The sequence below is a fragment of the Streptomyces griseus subsp. griseus genome (assembly GCF_000720255.1).
In the GTDB taxonomy this organism is placed as follows: Bacteria; Actinomycetota; Actinomycetes; order Streptomycetales; family Streptomycetaceae; genus Streptomyces; species Streptomyces griseus_I.
The window spans coordinates 110,746-127,601 of sequence record NZ_JOJE01000022.1 but is presented as its reverse complement, the minus strand read 5'-3'; the positions used below and the strand labels follow the sequence as shown (position 1 = coordinate 127,601).

Here is a 16,856-nt window from a genome sequence, read left to right as displayed (position 1 = left end):
GCGAGCTACAGACACTCCTCGCCCTCTGGACCGGTGCCTGCCCCACCTGCCACCGCGACATACCCACCCCCATACGAACCTGACCAAGCCCTACTAGGGCCTGTCTCTTCGATCTAGACGAGCAGTTCCTAATGGTCGTAGGCGGTCAGTGATCGGCTGACCGCTTGGCCGGTACGGTGGTTGTGCCAGATCGCCGCGGCCAGGGCCAGGACACGTTGGGCAACGCGGATGGCCACGCCTTCGAAGGTGCGTGCGCCGTGGCGCTCGAGGTCGAGTTGGCCTTTGAGGGTGTCGTTGACCGATTCGATCAGTTGGCGTACCGACTTGAGCATCGGCTCGCCGAAGCGCTTGGCCTCGTCCTTGCGTGAGGGGCGCAGCAGGGTGATGCGATGCTGGTCATCCAGCATCCGCTCGAACGCGCCCCCGGCAAAGCCCTTGTCCGTGATCAGCAGCACGCCTGGGTGCTCCGCTGCGACGTCGGCCTCGACCTCCAGCATGGCGGCGAGCACCTCGCGTTCGCCGAGCTTGGGATTGGCCAGCGCCCACAGTATCGGCATCCCGGATGGCGTGCACACCAGGTACAGGCGCAGGCCCCAGAAGAACCGAGAGTGGCTCGCGCAGTAGCCGTACCCGGCCCAGCCGGCCAGGTCGGAGCGTTTGACCGTGGGCCTGGACATGCCGCACGGCACCGGGTCGAGTCCGTGATCCACACCGTGTCCAGCCAGAAGTCCGTGTCCCTGGCCAGCATGCGGATCACCCGCTTGACCAGCGGGAGCGCAGCGCGCAGCCGCTTGTTATAGCCAGGACGCTTGGGTTGGTACGGGAAGAGGGCGCCCAGGCGCTGCCCGACGAACCGCAGCCAGCGTGCCTCGCTATGTACCTGCAGCAACGCCTGGGCCACCGCCAGGCACACTAACTCCGAGTCGGACAACAGCGGTGGACGCCCGCACCAGCGGTCGGTGACCAACTCGTCGTCGATTTTCACGTACAGGGCCGTGATGAGGGTCTCGATGTCAGTCTTCACACACCGATCATCGAGGCCCTTGCCACCTATGCGGCTGCTGCCCTAGCGACTTCTCGTCTTGGCCGTGCGCCGCGCATCGAAATTCTCGCGCATGAGAGCGTGGACGGCGACGCGCTGGCCGTGTGCCGGAACCGTGGTCTCGAAGGCGAAGGGGAGTCCCAGTTTCTCCATCACCCGGCGCGACGCCTCGTTCGCGACGTCTCGGATGCTCACGATCCGTTCGAGAGCGCAGTCCTCGAAGCCGTAGCGCAGCACCGCTTCGGCGGCTTCAGTCGCGTAACCGTGTCCCCATTGCCGGCGGTCGAGCCGCCAGCCGATCTCGACCCCGGGGAGGACCTCCGGCAGGAACGCGGGAACGGCCAGCGCCACCCAACCGATGTACTTGCCGGTGTCCGCGAGTTCGACGGAGAACATGCCGAACTCGCACTCTCGCCACTCGGTCATCGCTCGCTCGAGACCGGCCTCGGTCTGCTCGCGGGTACGCGTGCGGCCATCACCGATGTGGCGCATGACCTCGGGGTCCGCGTTGATCGACACAAGCGGTTCGAGGTCCGAGGCGATCGGTCGGCGCAGCACGAGGCGGGCAGTCTCGATCTTCTCCATGACCTCAGCGTAAGCGCAACCGCACCGGCCAGGCGGCCAGCCGATCACTGACCGCCTACGACCATTAGGAACTCCTCGTCTAGGAGATCTCGCGTGATCGAGGATGCGTAACCCCTACGCTGCGGGGATGCGGGAGTTGACGTTGCGTATCCGGGTGGCTGCCTACGTGCTGCGCCGGCGCGCGGGACGGTCGGTGGAGTTGCTCGTGTTCGACCACGACGCGGACCTGCCGCCCGGCACGCACGTCCCTGCGGGGGGTGTGGCCCCGGAGGAGCCGCTGGAAAAGGCAGTATTGCGGGAAGTCGCGGAGGAGTGCGGGCTGACCTGCGTGCGGGTGCTGCGCCCCCTCGCGGAGGAGCACACGCCGCACCCGATCCGCCGCTTCCCCCGCCACACCACCTTCTTCGAACTGGAAGTGGACGACGACGCAGATGTCCCGGATGCGTGGGACCACCACGTGACGGGCGCGGGGCGCGACAACGGCATGACGTTCCACTGCCGTTTCGAGCCGCTGCCCCTGGCCTTCCCGTTGGCGGACGGCCAGGACGCCTGGCTGGATCGTCTGGAAGCATGAGCGTCGTCGCTTGGTCGCCTCCACAGCTGGCACGTAAGGCTGTGGAATCGAGCGGGCTGGTGCATGCCGCCTCAGTGATCAGGTGTCTCTGCGGCCAGTGACTCGTTGTTCTGGTCATGCTCAGCAGGGGGACCTCTCGGATGGTGAGCGGGCGGTGCTCGCGCCGCTGCTGCCCAGGAGCAACGGCCGGTGCGGCCGGTGGCGGGACCACCGCCAGGTGGTCAACGGGATCATCCACCGGCTCAGCACCGGCTGTCAGTGGCGCAAGCTGCCCGAACGCTTTGGCCCGTGGCAGACCATCCATAAACGCCATGCGCTGTGGTCTGCCGACGGCACCTGGGAGCGGCTGCTCCAGCACGTCCAGGCCGTCGCTGACGCAGCGGGCGACATCGACTGGAACATCAACATCGACTCCACCTCGATCCGCGCTCACCAGCACGCAGCAGGGGCTCCGATAGGCCCGCCACCAGCAGCGCGGAGTGCCTCAAAAGGGGCCGCACAAAAGATCAGTTCACGTGCGCGCGCACTTGCACCTGCGTCCGTTCCTGGCGGAGGCGGTGTGGCAGGCGAAGCACTCGGCCGTTCCCGCGGCGGACTGACCACGAAGACATCTCATGTCGCTGAAGGTCAACTGGAGCGTTCACGCAGCGAGTGCAAGTGATGTTGTGAAGGCTTGTCCGGCTCGTACTTCCCGACAGGTTCCCAGCTCACAGGCATTGTTGAGTGACTACTCTCGCTGAAAGTCTCAATCGATCGCGCGTGAGGCTTTCAAGTGCTCGACGCCCAGAGCGCGGACTCGGCCGCCGGCACCCGCTTGCTCGACCAGGTCGCCGCCGCCCACCCCGCCATCCGCACAGCAGGGGGCGACGGCGGCTACCGCCAGGCCTCGTCGAGCACGCCGCTGCTCTTGGCGTCGACATGGAAATCGTCGCCCGCCCGGCCGGGACCAGAGGCTTCACCCCGCTGTCGAAACGTGGGCAGTCGAACGCACCTGCGGCTGGCGGATGTTCCACCGCCGTCTGGCCCGCGACCAGGAAACCCTCCCGGCCCGTTCCGAAGCCATGATCCACCTGGCCATGACCGACCTCGTGGCCCGCCGCCCCACCAGCGAGACCACCATCTCCTGGCGCGCCCGAGCAAAGCTGCACCAATCATCTGTTCCAGGGTGAAACATCGGGAGAAAACGACCTGTCAGCGTCGGCCGGACCGTCGAGCGCGCCTGGTGATCAGTCGTCCCGTGGGCAGTCTCACAGGCCGGCCGAGATTGCGGGCAACCTCGCGAAAAACGTAGCTTGTTGCCTTTCTGTTCGGATTTACGCAGGTGAAAGGTGCCCCGGTGGGACGACGTGAGAAGCCGGTCGATCCCGACGCCGGTCCCATACAGCGGCTTGCTCATGAGCTGCGGAGCCTCCGGGAGAAGGCCGGGAAGCCTCCGTACCGGGAGATGGCCGAGCGAGCGGGCTACTCCATCACCGCCATGTCCCAGGCGGCAGCCGGTGATCAGCTGCCGTCCCTGGCTGTGGTGCGGGCGTACGCCGAGGCGCTCGACGCCGACCCGGACGAGTGGGAACGGCGCTGGCGGGAGGCGGAAGCCGCCGTCCGTGCGCCCGCTCCGGACGAGAGGCCCCCGTACCGCGGGCTGGCCCGGTTCGAACCCGCCGACAGCGACCTGTTCTTCGGACGGGAGGCGCTCGTCGCCGAGCTGGCGGAGCTGACGCGTGAAGACCGGTTCGCGGCGGTGTTCGGGCCGTCCGGCAGCGGCAAATCCTCCCTTCTGCGGGCAGGTCTCATCCCCCTGCTCCGCCAGGCGGAGGGTGCCGAACGGCCCGCTGTGATCCGCGTGCTCACCCCCGGCGGGCGGCCCGCGCACACGCACGAGAAGGCCCTCGTCCCAGACGAGCGCGACGGCGACACCTGGGTGATCGTCGATCAGTTCGAGGAACTGTTCACCCTCTGCCACGACCGCGCGGAACGCGACCGGTTCCTCGATCTCCTGCTCACCGCCAGGAAGCCGGACAGCCGGCTGCGCGTGGTGCTCGCGGTTCGAGGCGATTTCTACGGCCACTGCGCCGACCACCGTGGGCTCGCCGCGGCCGTCGGCCGGGCCAACCTCCTGGTCGGACCGATGAGCCGGGACGAGCTGCGCGAGGTGATCACCGGACCGGCCGCGGCCGCCGGACTGAACGTCGAACGTTCTCTCACGGCCCGGATCATCGACGAGATCGTCGACCAGCCGGGCGCCCTGCCCATGCTGTCCCACTCCCTGTTGCAGACCTGGGCCCGCCGCCGCGGCCCGCTGCTCTCCCTGGCGGCGTACGAGGAGACGGGCGGTGTGCGCGGTGCGATCGCCGCCACCGCCGAAGAGGTGTACGGCGGGCTGGCGGTGGAGCAGGGCCGTACGGCCCGGCGCATCCTGCTGAGGCTGATCGCTCCTGGGGACGGCACGGCCGACACCCGCCGTCCGGCGTCCCGCGCCGAACTCGGAGGCGGCGTGCAGGGCGTGCTGGAACGCCTGGCAGCCGCCCGTCTCGTCACCCTTGACGGCGACACGGTGGAACTCGCGCACGAGGCACTGATCACCGGCTGGCCGCGCCTCGCCGGCTGGATCGAAGTGGACCGGGAACGGTTGCGCGAGCAGCGTCGGCTCGGTGAGGCGGCCCGCGGCTGGGAAGAACTGGCACGCGATCCCGGAGCGCTGTACCGGGGCACCCGGCTGGCCCGGGCGGAGGAGTTGTTCGCCCGGCAGAAGAACGATGACGAGCCGGCGCGGTCGAACGACGATCTCACCGTACTGGAGCGTTCCTTCCTCGCCGCCTCCCTCGCAGCCCGGGACGCCGAAGGCGAAGCCGAGACCCGTACCGCCCGCCGGACCCGTTCCCTGGCCGTCGGTCTGTCCGTGTTCCTCGTCCTTGCGCTGGCCGCCGGCCTGATCGCCTGGCAGCGCAATGAGGTGAGCCAGGAGGAGTCCGCCAAGGCCGCGGCCCGTCGCTTGGCCACCGTGGCGGACAGCCTGCGCTCCACCGATCCCCGCACCGCGGCCCTGCTCGGCGTCGCCGCCTGGAAGACCGCGCCGCTCACCGAGTCCCGCTCCGCACTGTTGGGCGCCCTGGCGCAACCGGAACGCGATGCCTTCACCGACCCCCGGTCCGGGAAGGACGTCCGGCGCTTCCTCTCCGACGGCGGCCGGACCCTGCTCAGCGTCGACGGCACCACGGTGACCGCCCGCAACGTCGCCGACCACGGAATCAGGGCCACCTACCACCTGCCGAGCGGCACACAGGTGGGCGACGTCGGGCCCGACTCCCGGTCCCTCGTCGTCATCGGCCCGGACGGGGGCGGGAGGCTGTGGAACCTTCCGTCGGGCAGAAGCGCGGCCGAGCTGGGGGATGCATGGGTCTGGGACAGCTCCCCTGACGGGACCACGTATCTCGCCGGGCCGACGGACGAAGCGGGCCCGGTCCGGCTGCATCGGACGGGCGACGGCAAGGTTCTCTTCACCACCGATCTCCCGGGCACCCTCACCTCGGCGGCCGTCGGCCCCGGCGGCCGTCTGCTCGCCCTCTGCCCCGCCGACGGACCGCTCCAGCTCTGGAACACCGCCGACCACAAACGGCTGCCGGGGGCATGGGAGAAGGCGGACAAGACCGTGTGTGGCACCGGCTCCGGCGCGGATGACGGCTCACGGCTGCTGCGGTTCAGCGCGGACGGCAGCCGACTGGCCGCCGTCTACGGCACCAGGGCACTCGTCTGGGACGTCCGCGCCGGCCAGGCGGTCGCCGACTTCGCCAGTGACGGAGTCACCGGCTTCACCCAGGCGACTCTCTCGCCCGACGGAGAGTTCCTGGCCACGGCTGACGACCACGAACTCGCCGTATGGAGACTGGCCACCGGCGGGACGCGCGCCTTCGGCCGACCGCTCTCCAAGGACGAGGCCACCGGGCTCGCCTGGGACCGGGGGACGTCTCGCCTCCTGAGCTACCTGGACGGCGCCACGGTCCACACCCTCGACCTGACCGACCGCCTCAGCCCGCGGTGGCAGAGCACTCCGGCCGACGCGAGCGCGCTCAGTCCCGACGGCAGCGCGCTGGCCACCGTCACCCGGTTCGGCAACGGCTACCGCTTCGAGCTGCGTGCCACGCGGACCGGCGCGGTCGTGGCCCACGCGAGGCTCGGTGCGCTGCCGAGCGCGTCCGACGAACAAGCCCCTCTGCTGGCCTTCGGCCCGGACAGCGACGAGCTGGGCATCGCCGACACCGTGTCCTCGCACGGCGCCCTGCGGCTGCGCTTCACCGTGTGGGACGTCCGGGCGCACCGGGTCCGTACGTCCTTCGACACGGCCGGCGCGGCGGACCGACCGGCCGCCGCCCTCGCCCTCGGACCCGGCGGCCACACGCTGCTGGCCGCCCGAACCGCCGCCGGCACCACCATGACGGAGGTCTGGAACACCGACGACCGGCGGCGGACGCGGACCGTACGCGGCCTCTCCGGGGAGGCACTGGCCTCCCGGCCGGACGGACATCTGCTCGTGTCCTCGGACGACCAGTACGCCGATCCAGGCACCGGCAAGGTCTCCGGGCGCGCGCTCGCCGACGGCCGCGAGGTCACCGCGCTGGCGTTCAGTCCCGACGGCACCCGGCTCGCCGTCGGCGACTCCCGCGGGCACGTCACGCTGTGGGACGGCGACGTCCGTCGCCGTACGGGTGCCGTGACCGGTACCTCCGACACGGTCTCCCAGGGCGAGCCGGAGGCGGTGGAGGCGATCGCCTTCTCCTCCGACGGCGGCACGCTGGCCGTCGGCGGTGCGAACGGGACCCTCCGGCTGTGGGACACCGGAACGCAACAGCTGCTCGGAACGGACCTGCCCACACCCGGGGACGAGATCCGCGCCCTCGCCTTCGCCGAGGATGGCGGCACGGTCTACGCCAGCGGCCCCGACGTCCCGCTCTGGCGTCTGCACATCGCCCCGGACCGGGCGGTCCGCACCATCTGCGCACGCACCGGCGGTGGACTGACCGAGGCGCAGTGGCGGACCTACGTGCCGGACGCGCCGTACGAGAACGTCTGCGCCACAAGCGGCTGACGCTGCCGGGGCAAGTGAGCGCGCGACGGAACCGCATTTTTCAGGGGGCCGCCGAGGGTCGCTGAAAAACGCCTGTGACCTGGACGCTCGTGACCAGAACGACCCGCGGCGCCCGCCGACGGCGTCCGCCCCTCTCTCACCCCAGGTTCTGGTCAATGCGCACTCACACCCTCATGCCCTCGCTTCTGCTGCTCGGCGCGCTGTCACTCACGACGGCCTGCTCGTCCGGTTCGCCGGAGCCTGCATCCGCCGGCCCGCGCGCCACCGCGGCCTCCCCCTCGCCCATCCGCACCGTCGACCCGTCGCGCATCAAGGGCCTGGAGATCGTCAACGACAGCAGCGAGCAGAGGTCCTGCCCCTTCGCGACGAGCTACCCCGACGTGCCCGGCGCGGAGGCGATGACGGCCGCGATGAAGAAGGACGTGGAGGGCCGCCTGGCCACCTTCCGTGAGAGCGCGTGCGAGAACGGCTCGGACGGCGAGCTCAACATCAGCCACCAGTTCCTCGTCGCTTCCGCAGACGTGCTCGGCGTACGGCTCACCACGCGCGACGGCAGTGCCGCCGCGGACGGGCAGTCCGCCAGGACGTACTGGTACGACGGCAAGGCCGGCACCTACCGCACGGCCCCCGATCTCATCGCCCAAGGGTCCCGGGACGCCTTCATCACGGGCCTCAAGGAGCGGCTCAAGGGGCGCGAGGGCGTGGACGCCGCCTCCCTCGACGACACGTTCTCCGACCCGGCCACCCGCGCCAGCGCGCCGGACGACATGGCTTTCACCGCCGACGGCGGACTGCGGGTGACCTTCGACCGCGGCGAGGTGGGGACTCCGGCCGCCGGAAGCTACCTGGTGACGCTCTCCAAGGAGACGGTCACCCCCTGGCTCTCCGCCTTCGGCAAGCGCGCCCAGCGGCAGACCGTGACGCCCGGCGGTTCGCTCGACCTGGGCGCCACGCAGCCCCCCGCACCGGTCGCCCCCACGCACACCGCCTCGGGCGACGACGACACCGACTGCAAGAAGGTCACGTGCATCGCGCTGACCTTCGACGACGGACCGGCGGCACCGGAGACCGCCACCCTGCTGACCCACCTGGCCCAGTACAAGGCACGCGCCACCTTCTTCACCGTCGGCCAGAACGTCGCCGCCCACCCCGACCTGGTCCGCGCCGAGGCCCGCGGCGGGCACGAGGTCGGCAACCACTCCTGGAACCACCCCGACCTGACCAAGCTCAGGTCCGAGCAGGCCGCCTACCAGCTCAACCGCACCAGCGCCGCCATCAAGGCCGCCACCGGCCAGGAGCCCACTCTCTTCCGCCCGCCCTACGGCGCCCTCAACTCCACGGTGCGGTCGGCCACGAGGCTCTCCCCCGTGCTGTGGGACGTCGACACCGAGGACTGGAAGTACCGCGACTCCGCCAAGGTCGCCCAGACCGTCATCGGCAAGGCTCAGCGCAACAGCGTCGTCCTCATGCACGACATCCACCCCACCTCCGTGGCGGCCCTCCCGCAGATCCTGCGCGCGCTGACCGCACGTGGCTACCACTTCGTCACCGTCAGCCACCTGCGCGCCACCCTCTGAGCCCACGACGCCTCTCGGCCGTCCCCACGTCCGCCGGTGAGCGCCTGGATCAAGTCCCCGGATGCCTACCGACGCGGTCGAACTCCTGCCTTGAGGCCCATGGCGACCTGAAATCCACTCGCGATCAGTTCATTTGACGATCCATCACATTCCCGGACCCAGGGCCGGATCCCGAAGGGGTATACGTTGCACAAATCAGTCAAGTGGGGGGTAATTCCCGCGCTCACAGGCGTGGTAGCCGTCTCGGTCGCTGTCTCGGGACCGATCGCACAGGCTGCCGCCCCGACGGAGGTGTCGACTCGGCTGGGGCACCGGGCGGAGACGGGGAATACGGTGGCCAGAACGGTCACCCTCATCACCGGAGACCGGGTCGTGCTGCGCCCTCGTGCCGACGGCGCGGCTCCGGCCGTGTCGGTGTTGCCCGGCAAGGGGCGAGAGGACATGGGTTTCCGTATCGTGCGCACCGCTCGCTCCGGGGCCCGGCACATCAGCGTCATACCCGCGGATGCCGAACGGCCGCTGGGCGCCGGCACGTTGGACGCGCGGCTGTTCGACATCACGGAGCTGATCCGCATCGGGCGGGACGACGCGCGCTCGCGCACGCTGCCGCTGATCGTCGCGGAGCGGCGCGGCACCGTGTCCGCCCGTTCCGCCCTCACCGCGCACGGCGCCAACCTGGGCCGCACGCTGCCCGCCCTGAACGGCGGCACCCTCACCCAGCCCAAGAGCAGCACCGGCGGCCTGTGGCAGTCGCTGCGCAAGGGCGACTTGTCCGACCGCGTCAGCAAGCTGTGGCTGGACGGCGAGGCGAGGGTTCTGGACGACGAGAGCAACAGGATCATCGGTGCTCCCACGGTCTGGAAGTCCGGCGTGACCGGCAAGAACGTGCTGGTCGCCGACCTGGACACCGGCATCGATGCCAGCCACCCCGACTTCAAGGACCGGATCGCCGGCACGAAGGACTTCACCGGCACCGGTATGAAGGACGGCTTCGGCCACGGCACGTACACCGCCTCCACCATCGCCGGCACGGGCGCGGCCTCCCACGGCAAGTACGCGGGAGTGGCTCCGGGCGCCAAGCTGCTCATCGGCAAGGTCTGCGACGACGACGGCTCCTGCCCCGACAGCGCGATCATCGCCGGCATGGAGTGGGCCGCGGCCCAGCACGCGGTCGCCGTCAACATGAGCCTCGGTGACACGGTCACCGACGGCACCGACCCCGTGGCCACCGCCCTGAACCGGCTCACCGCGCAGACCGGCACCCTGTTCGTGGTGGCCGCGGGCAACGAGGGCGGGCCGACCGGCAACGGCGTGGAAGGCACCGTGGAGAGCCCCGGCAGCGCGGAGGCCGCGCTCACCGTGGGCAGCAGCACCAAGCGAGACACCCTCAGCGACTTCTCCAGTCAAGGTCCCCGGCTCGGTGACGCCGCCGTCAAGCCCGACCTGGTGGCACCCGGCGAGGACATCATCGGCGCCCGCGCCGACGGCACCAACATGGACGTCCCGACGGAGAACCCCTACTACGAACAGGCGTCCGGCACCTCCATGGCCACCCCGCACGTCACCGGCGCCGTGGCCCTTCTCTCCCAGGCCCACCCCACCTGGAAGGCCGCCGACTTCAAGCAGGCCCTGACGTCCGCCACGCACGGCCTCAAGAACCTGACCGCCTTCCAGCAGGGCTCCGGGCGCCTCGACGTCGCGCGGGCGCTGTCGCAGAAGGTGTACGCCAGCTCGGGCGCCGTCAACCTGGGCCTGTTCACCTGGCCGCACGCCGGCGCCACCGCCACCCGCCAGATCACCTACCGCAACGACGGTGGCAAGGCCGTCACCCTCAAGCTCGCCCTGGACCTGTACGGCCCCGGCGGCAGGCCCGCCCCGGCCGGCCTGTTCTCCCTGGGCGCCACCAACCTGACCGTTCCGGCCCACGGCACCGCCACCGCGACCGTCACCGGCCGCACCACCACGGCACAAGTCGGCCGCTACGGCGGCGTCGTGGTCGCCACCGCCCAGGGCACCACGGTGCGCACCGCGGTCGGTCTCTTCGCCGAACCGAAGCGGCACACCCTGACCATCACCGGCCTCAACCGTGACGGCAAGCCCGCCGCGGGCACACTGCTGACGGTCTTCGGCCCGCGCACCGGCATCCAGCAGGCCATCAGGCTGGGCTCCGACGGCACGTTCCGGCTGCGTCTGCCCGTGGACGACTACGACATCCTGGGCGTCGACGACAGCCTCGCCACTCCCGGCAGCCTGGGCACCACCACCGGCACCCGTACCCTGTTCGCCGCCACCGGCATCCGCACGGACCAGGACCGCGCCGTGACCCTCGACGGCCGCAGGGCCAACAAGGTCGGCGCCCGCATCGACCGCCCCGACGCCACCGCGATCTCCACCTCGGCCACCGTCGCACTGGACCCTGTGCGGGGAACCGACTCCTACTCCCTCACCGTGGTCGCCGGACGCAAGGCCACCCTGTACGCCATCCCCACCGCACCGGCCACCGGCCACCGCGTCGCCTACGCCGCCTCGACCACCCTCACGGGCACGGACGCGCGCGGCGCCTACCGCTACTCCCTGCGCACCACCCACAACGGCGGCGTCCCCACCGGCACGAATCCCGTCGTCCACGACCGAGAGCTGGCCGGCGTGCACGCCACCTATGCCTCCCAAGGCGGCAGGCGAGCCGTGGCGGTGCGCTCCGACATACCCTCGACCGGGGAGGAGCTGATGCCGTTCATCCCGGATCTGCGCACCGCACTGCCGAGCCGGGTGACCGAGTACTACTCCCCGGGGTCGGGCTGGACGCACTACCTGGACATCTTCGGGACGACGGAGAACAGGCCCGACGGCAGCCTCCCGGACCACGAGGAGACCAGCGCGGTCCGCCGCTACCAGGCCGGCCACACCTACCGCATCGACTGGAACCGGGCCCCGGTCGGGCCCGCCGTCTACAGCGCCGAACGCACCGGCAGCGACCTGGTCCTGGACCTCACGCCCTACGCGGCCACCGGCACCGGGCAGCAACTCGACGACTCCCCGGAGAGTGATGCTCTGACCGGAGAGGCGGTGCTCTCGTCCGGCGGACGGGTCATCGACCGGACCACCGACCCCGCGGACATCGTCCTGACCGCCCCCGGCAGCGCCCGGCGTCACTACACCCTCACCGCCCGCACCACCCGCACGGCCGACTGGACGGCGCTCGGCACCCGCTCCTCGGTGACCTGGGGCTTCACCTCGGCACGGCCCCGCGGCTCGGCGTCCTCGGCGCTGCCGCTGCTCACCGTGCACGTCGGCGGCACCGTCGACCTCACCAGCGCCGCTCCCGCCGGCCGCGCCTTCCACCTCCCCCTCACCGTGCGACGCCCCTCAGGCGCCGAGCGAACACCCGTCACCCGGCTGACCCTCCAGGTCTCCTACGACGACGGCCGCACCTGGAGGACCGTCCCCGTCACCCGGCACGGGGCCACGGCCGACGCCCTGCTCCACCACCCGGGCCGCGCCGGCTACGCCTCCCTGCGGATCAGCGCCGCGGACAAGACAGGCAATACCGTCACCCAGACCGTCGTACGGGCCTACCGCATCGCCACCGCCCACTGACCGTCACGGCCATGCAACCGATCCGTCCACGCGGATGTGCTTCCCGCCGAGGTTCGGCGGGAAGCACATCCGCGTCCGGGGCCGGCCGGGCTGTGAGCCGCGGCGACCGGATCGATGGAGACGGGCGGACATTCGAGCTCTCAGCCGTTCTGGCCCGATGCGTGAGAACGCCGCTCGTCGTCTCCAAGGATCTGATCCGGCGGGACCGTGTCGAGCCGGTCGAGTTCCTCCCGGCGCCCGACGACCGCGGGGCCGCAGCCTGGAGCTGCCGGAGAAGCGGCTCAGCGCTGCGCGCTACACCGGCTGCGGAGAGAAGGCCCGTAGATCGTCCGCTCCGTGCTGGACGACGCCGTAGCTGCTCTCGGGGACCTCGTTCCAGGCGCCGGGGAGGTCGCCGAGGGGCTCGGAGACGATGAGGCGGGTCTCGTTGGACACCCCGCGCAGGAAGGCCAGGTCGGGGTGGAGTGCGCGAAGGGTGTCCACCTCGGTGCTGTAGTACAGCGAGCGCGAGGCTCCCTGGGAGGAGTAGCGGAAGGCCCACATCCGCTCCCCGTCGGTCACCGCGACCGTCATCTGCAGCGGATACTCCACACCGTGCCTGTGCCCGACCTCCTCCACAAAACCGGCCATCCGCTCCACGGCACCCGGCGGATCCTGTTCGAGACCGAAGGTGAGCGCCAGGTAGAACATCGTCTCGGAGTCCGTGGACCCCTCGACGCCGGGGAAGAGTCCCGGGTCGATCGCCATGGTGAGGTCGCGCCGGATCCGGGTGAACTCGGCGATCGCCCCGTTGTGCATCCACATCCAGCGGCCGTGACGGAACGGGTGGCAGTTGGTCTGCTGCACCGCGGTACCGGTAGTGGCCCGGATGTGCGCGAAGAAGTGCGGGGAGCGGACGTGGTCGGCGATCTCCCGCAGGTTGCGGTTGCTCCACGCCGGGCCGGTGTCCCGGTAGACCGCGGGGGTGTCGACGTCGGTCGCGTACCAGCCGACGCCGAACCCGTCACCGTTGGTCGTCTCGACGCCGAGCCGGGAGTGCAGGCTCTGGTCGATGAGCGAGTGCTCCGGTTTGTACAGGATGGTGTCGAGCAGGACGGGCGTTCCCGAGTAGGCCAGCCATCGGCACATGGCTACCGCCTTTCCGGTTCGTGACGGGTACGGCGGGCGGTGTTCACGGCCCGCCCGCCGGCGGCCGGTCGAACGGGTCGGAGGACTCGTCCTGCCGAGCCACGCACAGCGCCCAGATGATGAACCCCGACAGGGCGATCATGACGACCGACCAGACCGGGTAGTACGGCAGGGACAGGAAGTTGGCGATGATGACGAGCGCGGCGATCGCCACGCCGGCCACGCGCGCCCACAGCGTCGCCTGGAACAGTCCGAACGCGACGACCACGGCGAGGGCGCCGAGCACCAGGTGGACCCAGCCCCAGCCGGTGAGGTCGAACTCGAAGGCGTAGTTGCGCGTAGCGACGAAGACGTCGTCCTCGGCGATGGCCATGATGCCCCGGCAGACGGCCAGTAGGCCGGCGACCATGAGCATGACGGCCGCGAATACCGTCAGGCCCTGTGCCCAGTCCTGTTGGGCGGAGTGCGGGGGCGCGGTGGGTGTGGCGGTCATCCTGCTGCCTCGTTTCAGTGTCGGGCGAGGACCTGTTCCTTCGCTCGGCGGAACTCGTCGTCCGAGATGTCGCCCCGGGCGCGGATCTCCGAGAGCCTGGCGAGCTCGTCGACGCTGCTGGACGGTGCCTGGGCCGTCTCCCGGATGTAGGAGTCGAGGGCGTCCTGCTGGGCGCGCGCCTGCGCGGCCTCCCGGCGCCCCATGTTCTTGCCCCGGGCGATGATGTAGACGAAGACACCCAGGAAGGGCAGCACGATGGCGAACACCAGCCACCCGGTCTTGGCCCAGCCGCTCAGTTGGTCGTCGCGGATGATGTCGACGACGACCCGGAAGAGCAGGATGAACCACATGATCCACAGGAAGAACCACAGCATGGACCAGAAGACGCTCAGCAGCGGATAGTCGTAGGCGAGGTACATCCCACTCAACTCATCTCTCCTCCGTGCCGGGCCTGGGCCCGGCAGCCGTTCCGTGCCACTCTCAGCGTGCGCACGGCAAGAGCGGGCCGTCCTCACCCGATGCGGGTGAGTCAGGGCACCGCGCGCCCCGGTGCGTGGGCGCCCTCGCCCTCGGTGGGGTTCGCGGCCGCGAGCACCGCCATCACCGCCAGCGCGACCAGGACCAGGCCCACGACGAGCGCCACCCCACCGACCGTCGGGTGGTTCCAGAGCACGAGTACCAGGGCGCCCGCGCCGATGGCGATGCCGGTGGTCCAGGACCGGTGGGCGGCGAGCCAGCGGCCGGCCGCTCCGGTGCGCAGTCCGGCGCCGCTCATGGCCTCCCCCGCCGCCGTGGCCCCCCGCTGGGACAGCGACCGTACGGCACGGGCCGCCCTCCCGGGACCGTACAGGTAGGCGGCCAGAGCCGTGATCAGGGAGACGACGAGCAGGGTGCGCGTGCTGTCGCGCAGGAAGCGGACGAAGGTGTCGTAGATCGTCGCGGCCGCGTTCTCCGGCAGCGTCGACGCCGGGACCGCGTCCAGGTAGATCCGTCTCACGACGGCCAGCCCGACCAGCAGCACCACCATCATCACGCCGATGCCCAGCGCCGTGATCAGCAGCATCACCCGGTGTCCCGGAGCGGTCCAGACGGCGAGGGCGGCGAGGGCGACGGTCAGCACGGGCAGCCAGGTGCCCATGATGTCCAGCAGCCGCATGGCGTCCTGCGCCTCGCTGAGCTTGTCCGTGCGGAACAGGGTGATCTTCTTGTCGGGATCGGGGATGGCCGAGGCCTTGTCGAAGCCCGCGTCGACGAGGCGCTGCTTGACGTCGTCGATCACGGTGCCGAGGTCGAGCTGGATGGTGTCGCCCTTGGCCTGGACGGCACCCTCCGTCGACCCGGTGAGCATGTTCACCACGGCCGCGTGCGCCTGTCGGTTGGCGATCACCCAGGTCTCCTGGAAGGCGTCGCTGGTGACCACGCGGGTGATGGTGCGTTGCGCGACGGCCTGGACCGCGGAGCGCAGCGGACCGGTCAGGGCGTCGACGCCGTCCACGACGCGAGGCGGCGCCCCGGCGTCCGAGAGCACCTTCTTGAGCGAGTCCGTCACGGCCTGGACGTCCACGTTCGCCACCACCTGGGCCGTGAGCTTGTCGATCACGACGTCCTGCACGTCGGGGTCGGACGCCAGCGGCTCGACCGTCTGCACGTACCGGTCGGTGTCGGCGACCTCCTCGTCGACCCAGGCCGCGACGACGGCCAAGGGCGCGAGCAACAGGGTCACCAGCAGCAGCACCGCCGCCCCCGCCTTGCGCAGCCGCCGGTGACGTACACCCGCGGCGCGGCGCAGCCGCTCGTACTCGGCGCGTTCCTGCGGGGTCAGGACATGACCGCTCTCCGGGGTTCCGCCGGGCTGGGACGGGCCTGAGGTGTTGCCCGGTTCCATGGCTTCTCCTTGGTCGTGCGTGCCGTCCCCGGAAACGGCACGGACACCGCCGTCGGGGGTCGGTGGAACCGGGGCACGGCGTCACGGAGGCTTCGGACGGTCTCGGCAGGGCGTCCGGCGTCGGGAGGCGCGTGACCTGCCCGGTGCGGCTCGTCCACGCCAGCGTCCCGCGGGCCGTCCGCCACCGGGTCACCCGGGACGGGTGATCCCCGGCGGTCGCGGCGGGCGCTGAACTGGTGCTCGGAGCCGCGCGGCGGCGCGCGGCGAACGGACGAAGAGACACCGGATGAACGAGCCAGCCGCCGGCCCGGCCGAACCCGACCGGCCGGGCCGGGCGAAGCCTCCTCGGCGACCGGCGGTGCGGGCGTCGGCCTGGTCGGTCGTCAGGGCCGTGGGGATCGTGGCCGCCCTCATCACCGCGTACTACCTGCTGCCGCTGGACAAGGCCGAGCAGGCCAGTGACGCGGCGCTGCTCGCCTGCGGCCTGCTGGGCGTGCTCCTGGTCTTCCTGTGGGAACTGCGGGCCATCGCGCGCTCGCCCCACCCCCGGCTGAAGGCCGTCGAGGCCCTCGCCGCCACGCTCGTGCTGTTTCTGGTGCTCTTCGCCGGTGTGTACTACCTCCTGGAGGACGCCTCTCCCGGCTCCTTCAGCGAACCGCTGACCAGGACGGATGCCCTGTACTTCACGCTCACGACCTTCACCACCGTCGGATTCGGCGACATCACAGCGCGGTCCCAGACGGGACGCGTGCTGACGATGCTGCAGATGACCGGCGGGCTGCTGATCGTGGGTGTCGCCGCCCGCATCCTCTCGGGCGCGATCCGCGTGGGCCTGCAACGACAGGGCCGCCGGCCACCACCCGACTCCTGAGTGCGTTTGCGGTGTGCTCACCCG

The 16,856-nt window shown here is 70.8% G+C and carries 10 protein-coding genes and 3 pseudogenes; 7 read left to right on the top strand and 6 right to left on the bottom strand.

Translation table 11 applies throughout. The features are described 5' to 3' along the window. Positions 1–128: 128 nt before the first annotated feature. Both IG99_RS27405 and IG99_RS27400 read right to left on the bottom strand, forming a co-directional pair. Positions 129–1,024: pseudogene (locus IG99_RS27405) on the bottom strand (IS982 family transposase). A gap of 42 nt (positions 1,025–1,066) precedes the next feature. Next, on the bottom strand, positions 1,067–1,627 hold the full coding sequence (locus IG99_RS27400; RefSeq protein WP_037678113.1) for a GNAT family N-acetyltransferase: 561 nt from the start codon (positions 1,625–1,627) through the stop codon (positions 1,067–1,069). Between the two features lie 127 nt (positions 1,628–1,754). Between IG99_RS27400 and IG99_RS27395 the strand changes: the two genes are divergently transcribed. The 6 genes and pseudogenes from IG99_RS27395 (at position 1,755) to IG99_RS27380 (ending at position 12,455) form a co-directional block, all read left to right on the top strand. After that, entirely contained in the window at positions 1,755–2,201 is a 447-nt protein-coding gene (locus tag IG99_RS27395) for an NUDIX domain-containing protein (protein WP_051865935.1), read from the top strand. 97 nt (positions 2,202–2,298) lie between these two features. After that, positions 2,299–2,805, top strand: a pseudogene (locus IG99_RS47870) (IS5 family transposase); the annotation flags it as partial. 183 nt (positions 2,806–2,988) lie between these two features. Further along, a pseudogene (locus tag IG99_RS46015) lies at positions 2,989–3,370 on the top strand (transposase family protein); the annotation flags it as partial. A gap of 167 nt (positions 3,371–3,537) precedes the next feature. Further along, positions 3,538–7,281, top strand: a complete 3,744-nt coding sequence (locus IG99_RS27390) for an nSTAND1 domain-containing NTPase (RefSeq protein ID WP_037678111.1) — start codon at positions 3,538–3,540, stop codon at positions 7,279–7,281. Positions 7,282–7,436: 155 nt separating this feature from the next. Beyond that, the gene (locus tag IG99_RS44830) at positions 7,437–8,858 is read left to right on the top strand and encodes a polysaccharide deacetylase family protein (RefSeq protein WP_063768335.1); all 1,422 of its coding nucleotides are present in this window, start codon (positions 7,437–7,439) and stop codon (positions 8,856–8,858) included. A 333-nt stretch (positions 8,859–9,191) separates the two neighbouring features. Further along, entirely contained in the window at positions 9,192–12,455 is a 3,264-nt protein-coding gene (locus IG99_RS27380; RefSeq protein ID WP_051865933.1) for a S8 family serine peptidase, read from the top strand. A gap of 294 nt (positions 12,456–12,749) precedes the next feature. Here IG99_RS27380 and IG99_RS27375 read toward each other — a convergent pair whose 3' ends face one another. The 4 genes from IG99_RS27375 to IG99_RS27360 all read right to left on the bottom strand — a co-directional run bounded on the left by IG99_RS27375 (position 12,750) and on the right by IG99_RS27360 (position 15,961). Beyond that, on the bottom strand, positions 12,750–13,583 hold the full coding sequence (locus tag IG99_RS27375) for a class II glutamine amidotransferase (RefSeq protein WP_037678107.1): 834 nt from the start codon (positions 13,581–13,583) through the stop codon (positions 12,750–12,752). Between the two features lie 43 nt (positions 13,584–13,626). Then, entirely contained in the window at positions 13,627–14,076 is a 450-nt protein-coding gene (locus IG99_RS27370; protein ID WP_037678105.1) for a DUF7144 family membrane protein, read from the bottom strand. A 14-nt stretch (positions 14,077–14,090) separates the two neighbouring features. After that, positions 14,091–14,495, bottom strand: a complete 405-nt coding sequence (locus tag IG99_RS27365; protein ID WP_199815606.1) for an SHOCT domain-containing protein — start codon at positions 14,493–14,495, stop codon at positions 14,091–14,093. 110 nt (positions 14,496–14,605) lie between these two features. After that, complete coding sequence (locus tag IG99_RS27360) at positions 14,606–15,961, bottom strand: hypothetical protein (protein ID WP_037678101.1); 1,356 nt, start codon at positions 15,959–15,961, stop codon at positions 14,606–14,608. Positions 15,962–16,247: 286 nt separating this feature from the next. Here IG99_RS27360 and IG99_RS27355 point away from each other — a divergent pair, with 286 nt between their 5' ends. Then, the gene (locus IG99_RS27355; RefSeq protein WP_078947931.1) at positions 16,248–16,832 is read left to right on the top strand and encodes a potassium channel family protein; all 585 of its coding nucleotides are present in this window, start codon (positions 16,248–16,250) and stop codon (positions 16,830–16,832) included. The last annotated feature ends 24 nt before the right edge of the window (positions 16,833–16,856 follow it).

Coding starts and splice junctions, on each gene's coding strand:
- IG99_RS27400 (WP_037678113.1), bottom strand. CDS start 1,627: ATGGAGAAGATCGAGACTGCCCGCCTCGTGCTGCGCCGACCGATCGCC.
- IG99_RS27370 (WP_037678105.1), bottom strand. CDS start 14,076: ATGACCGCCACACCCACCGCGCCCCCGCACTCCGCCCAACAGGACTGG.
- IG99_RS27355 (WP_078947931.1), top strand. CDS start 16,248: ATGAACGAGCCAGCCGCCGGCCCGGCCGAACCCGACCGGCCGGGCCGG.
- IG99_RS27395 (WP_051865935.1), top strand. CDS start 1,755: ATGCGGGAGTTGACGTTGCGTATCCGGGTGGCTGCCTACGTGCTGCGC.
- IG99_RS27360 (WP_037678101.1), bottom strand. CDS start 15,961: ATGGAACCGGGCAACACCTCAGGCCCGTCCCAGCCCGGCGGAACCCCG.
- IG99_RS27375 (WP_037678107.1), bottom strand. CDS start 13,583: ATGTGCCGATGGCTGGCCTACTCGGGAACGCCCGTCCTGCTCGACACC.
- IG99_RS27365 (WP_199815606.1), bottom strand. CDS start 14,495: ATGTACCTCGCCTACGACTATCCGCTGCTGAGCGTCTTCTGGTCCATG.
- IG99_RS44830 (WP_063768335.1), top strand. CDS start 7,437: ATGCGCACTCACACCCTCATGCCCTCGCTTCTGCTGCTCGGCGCGCTG.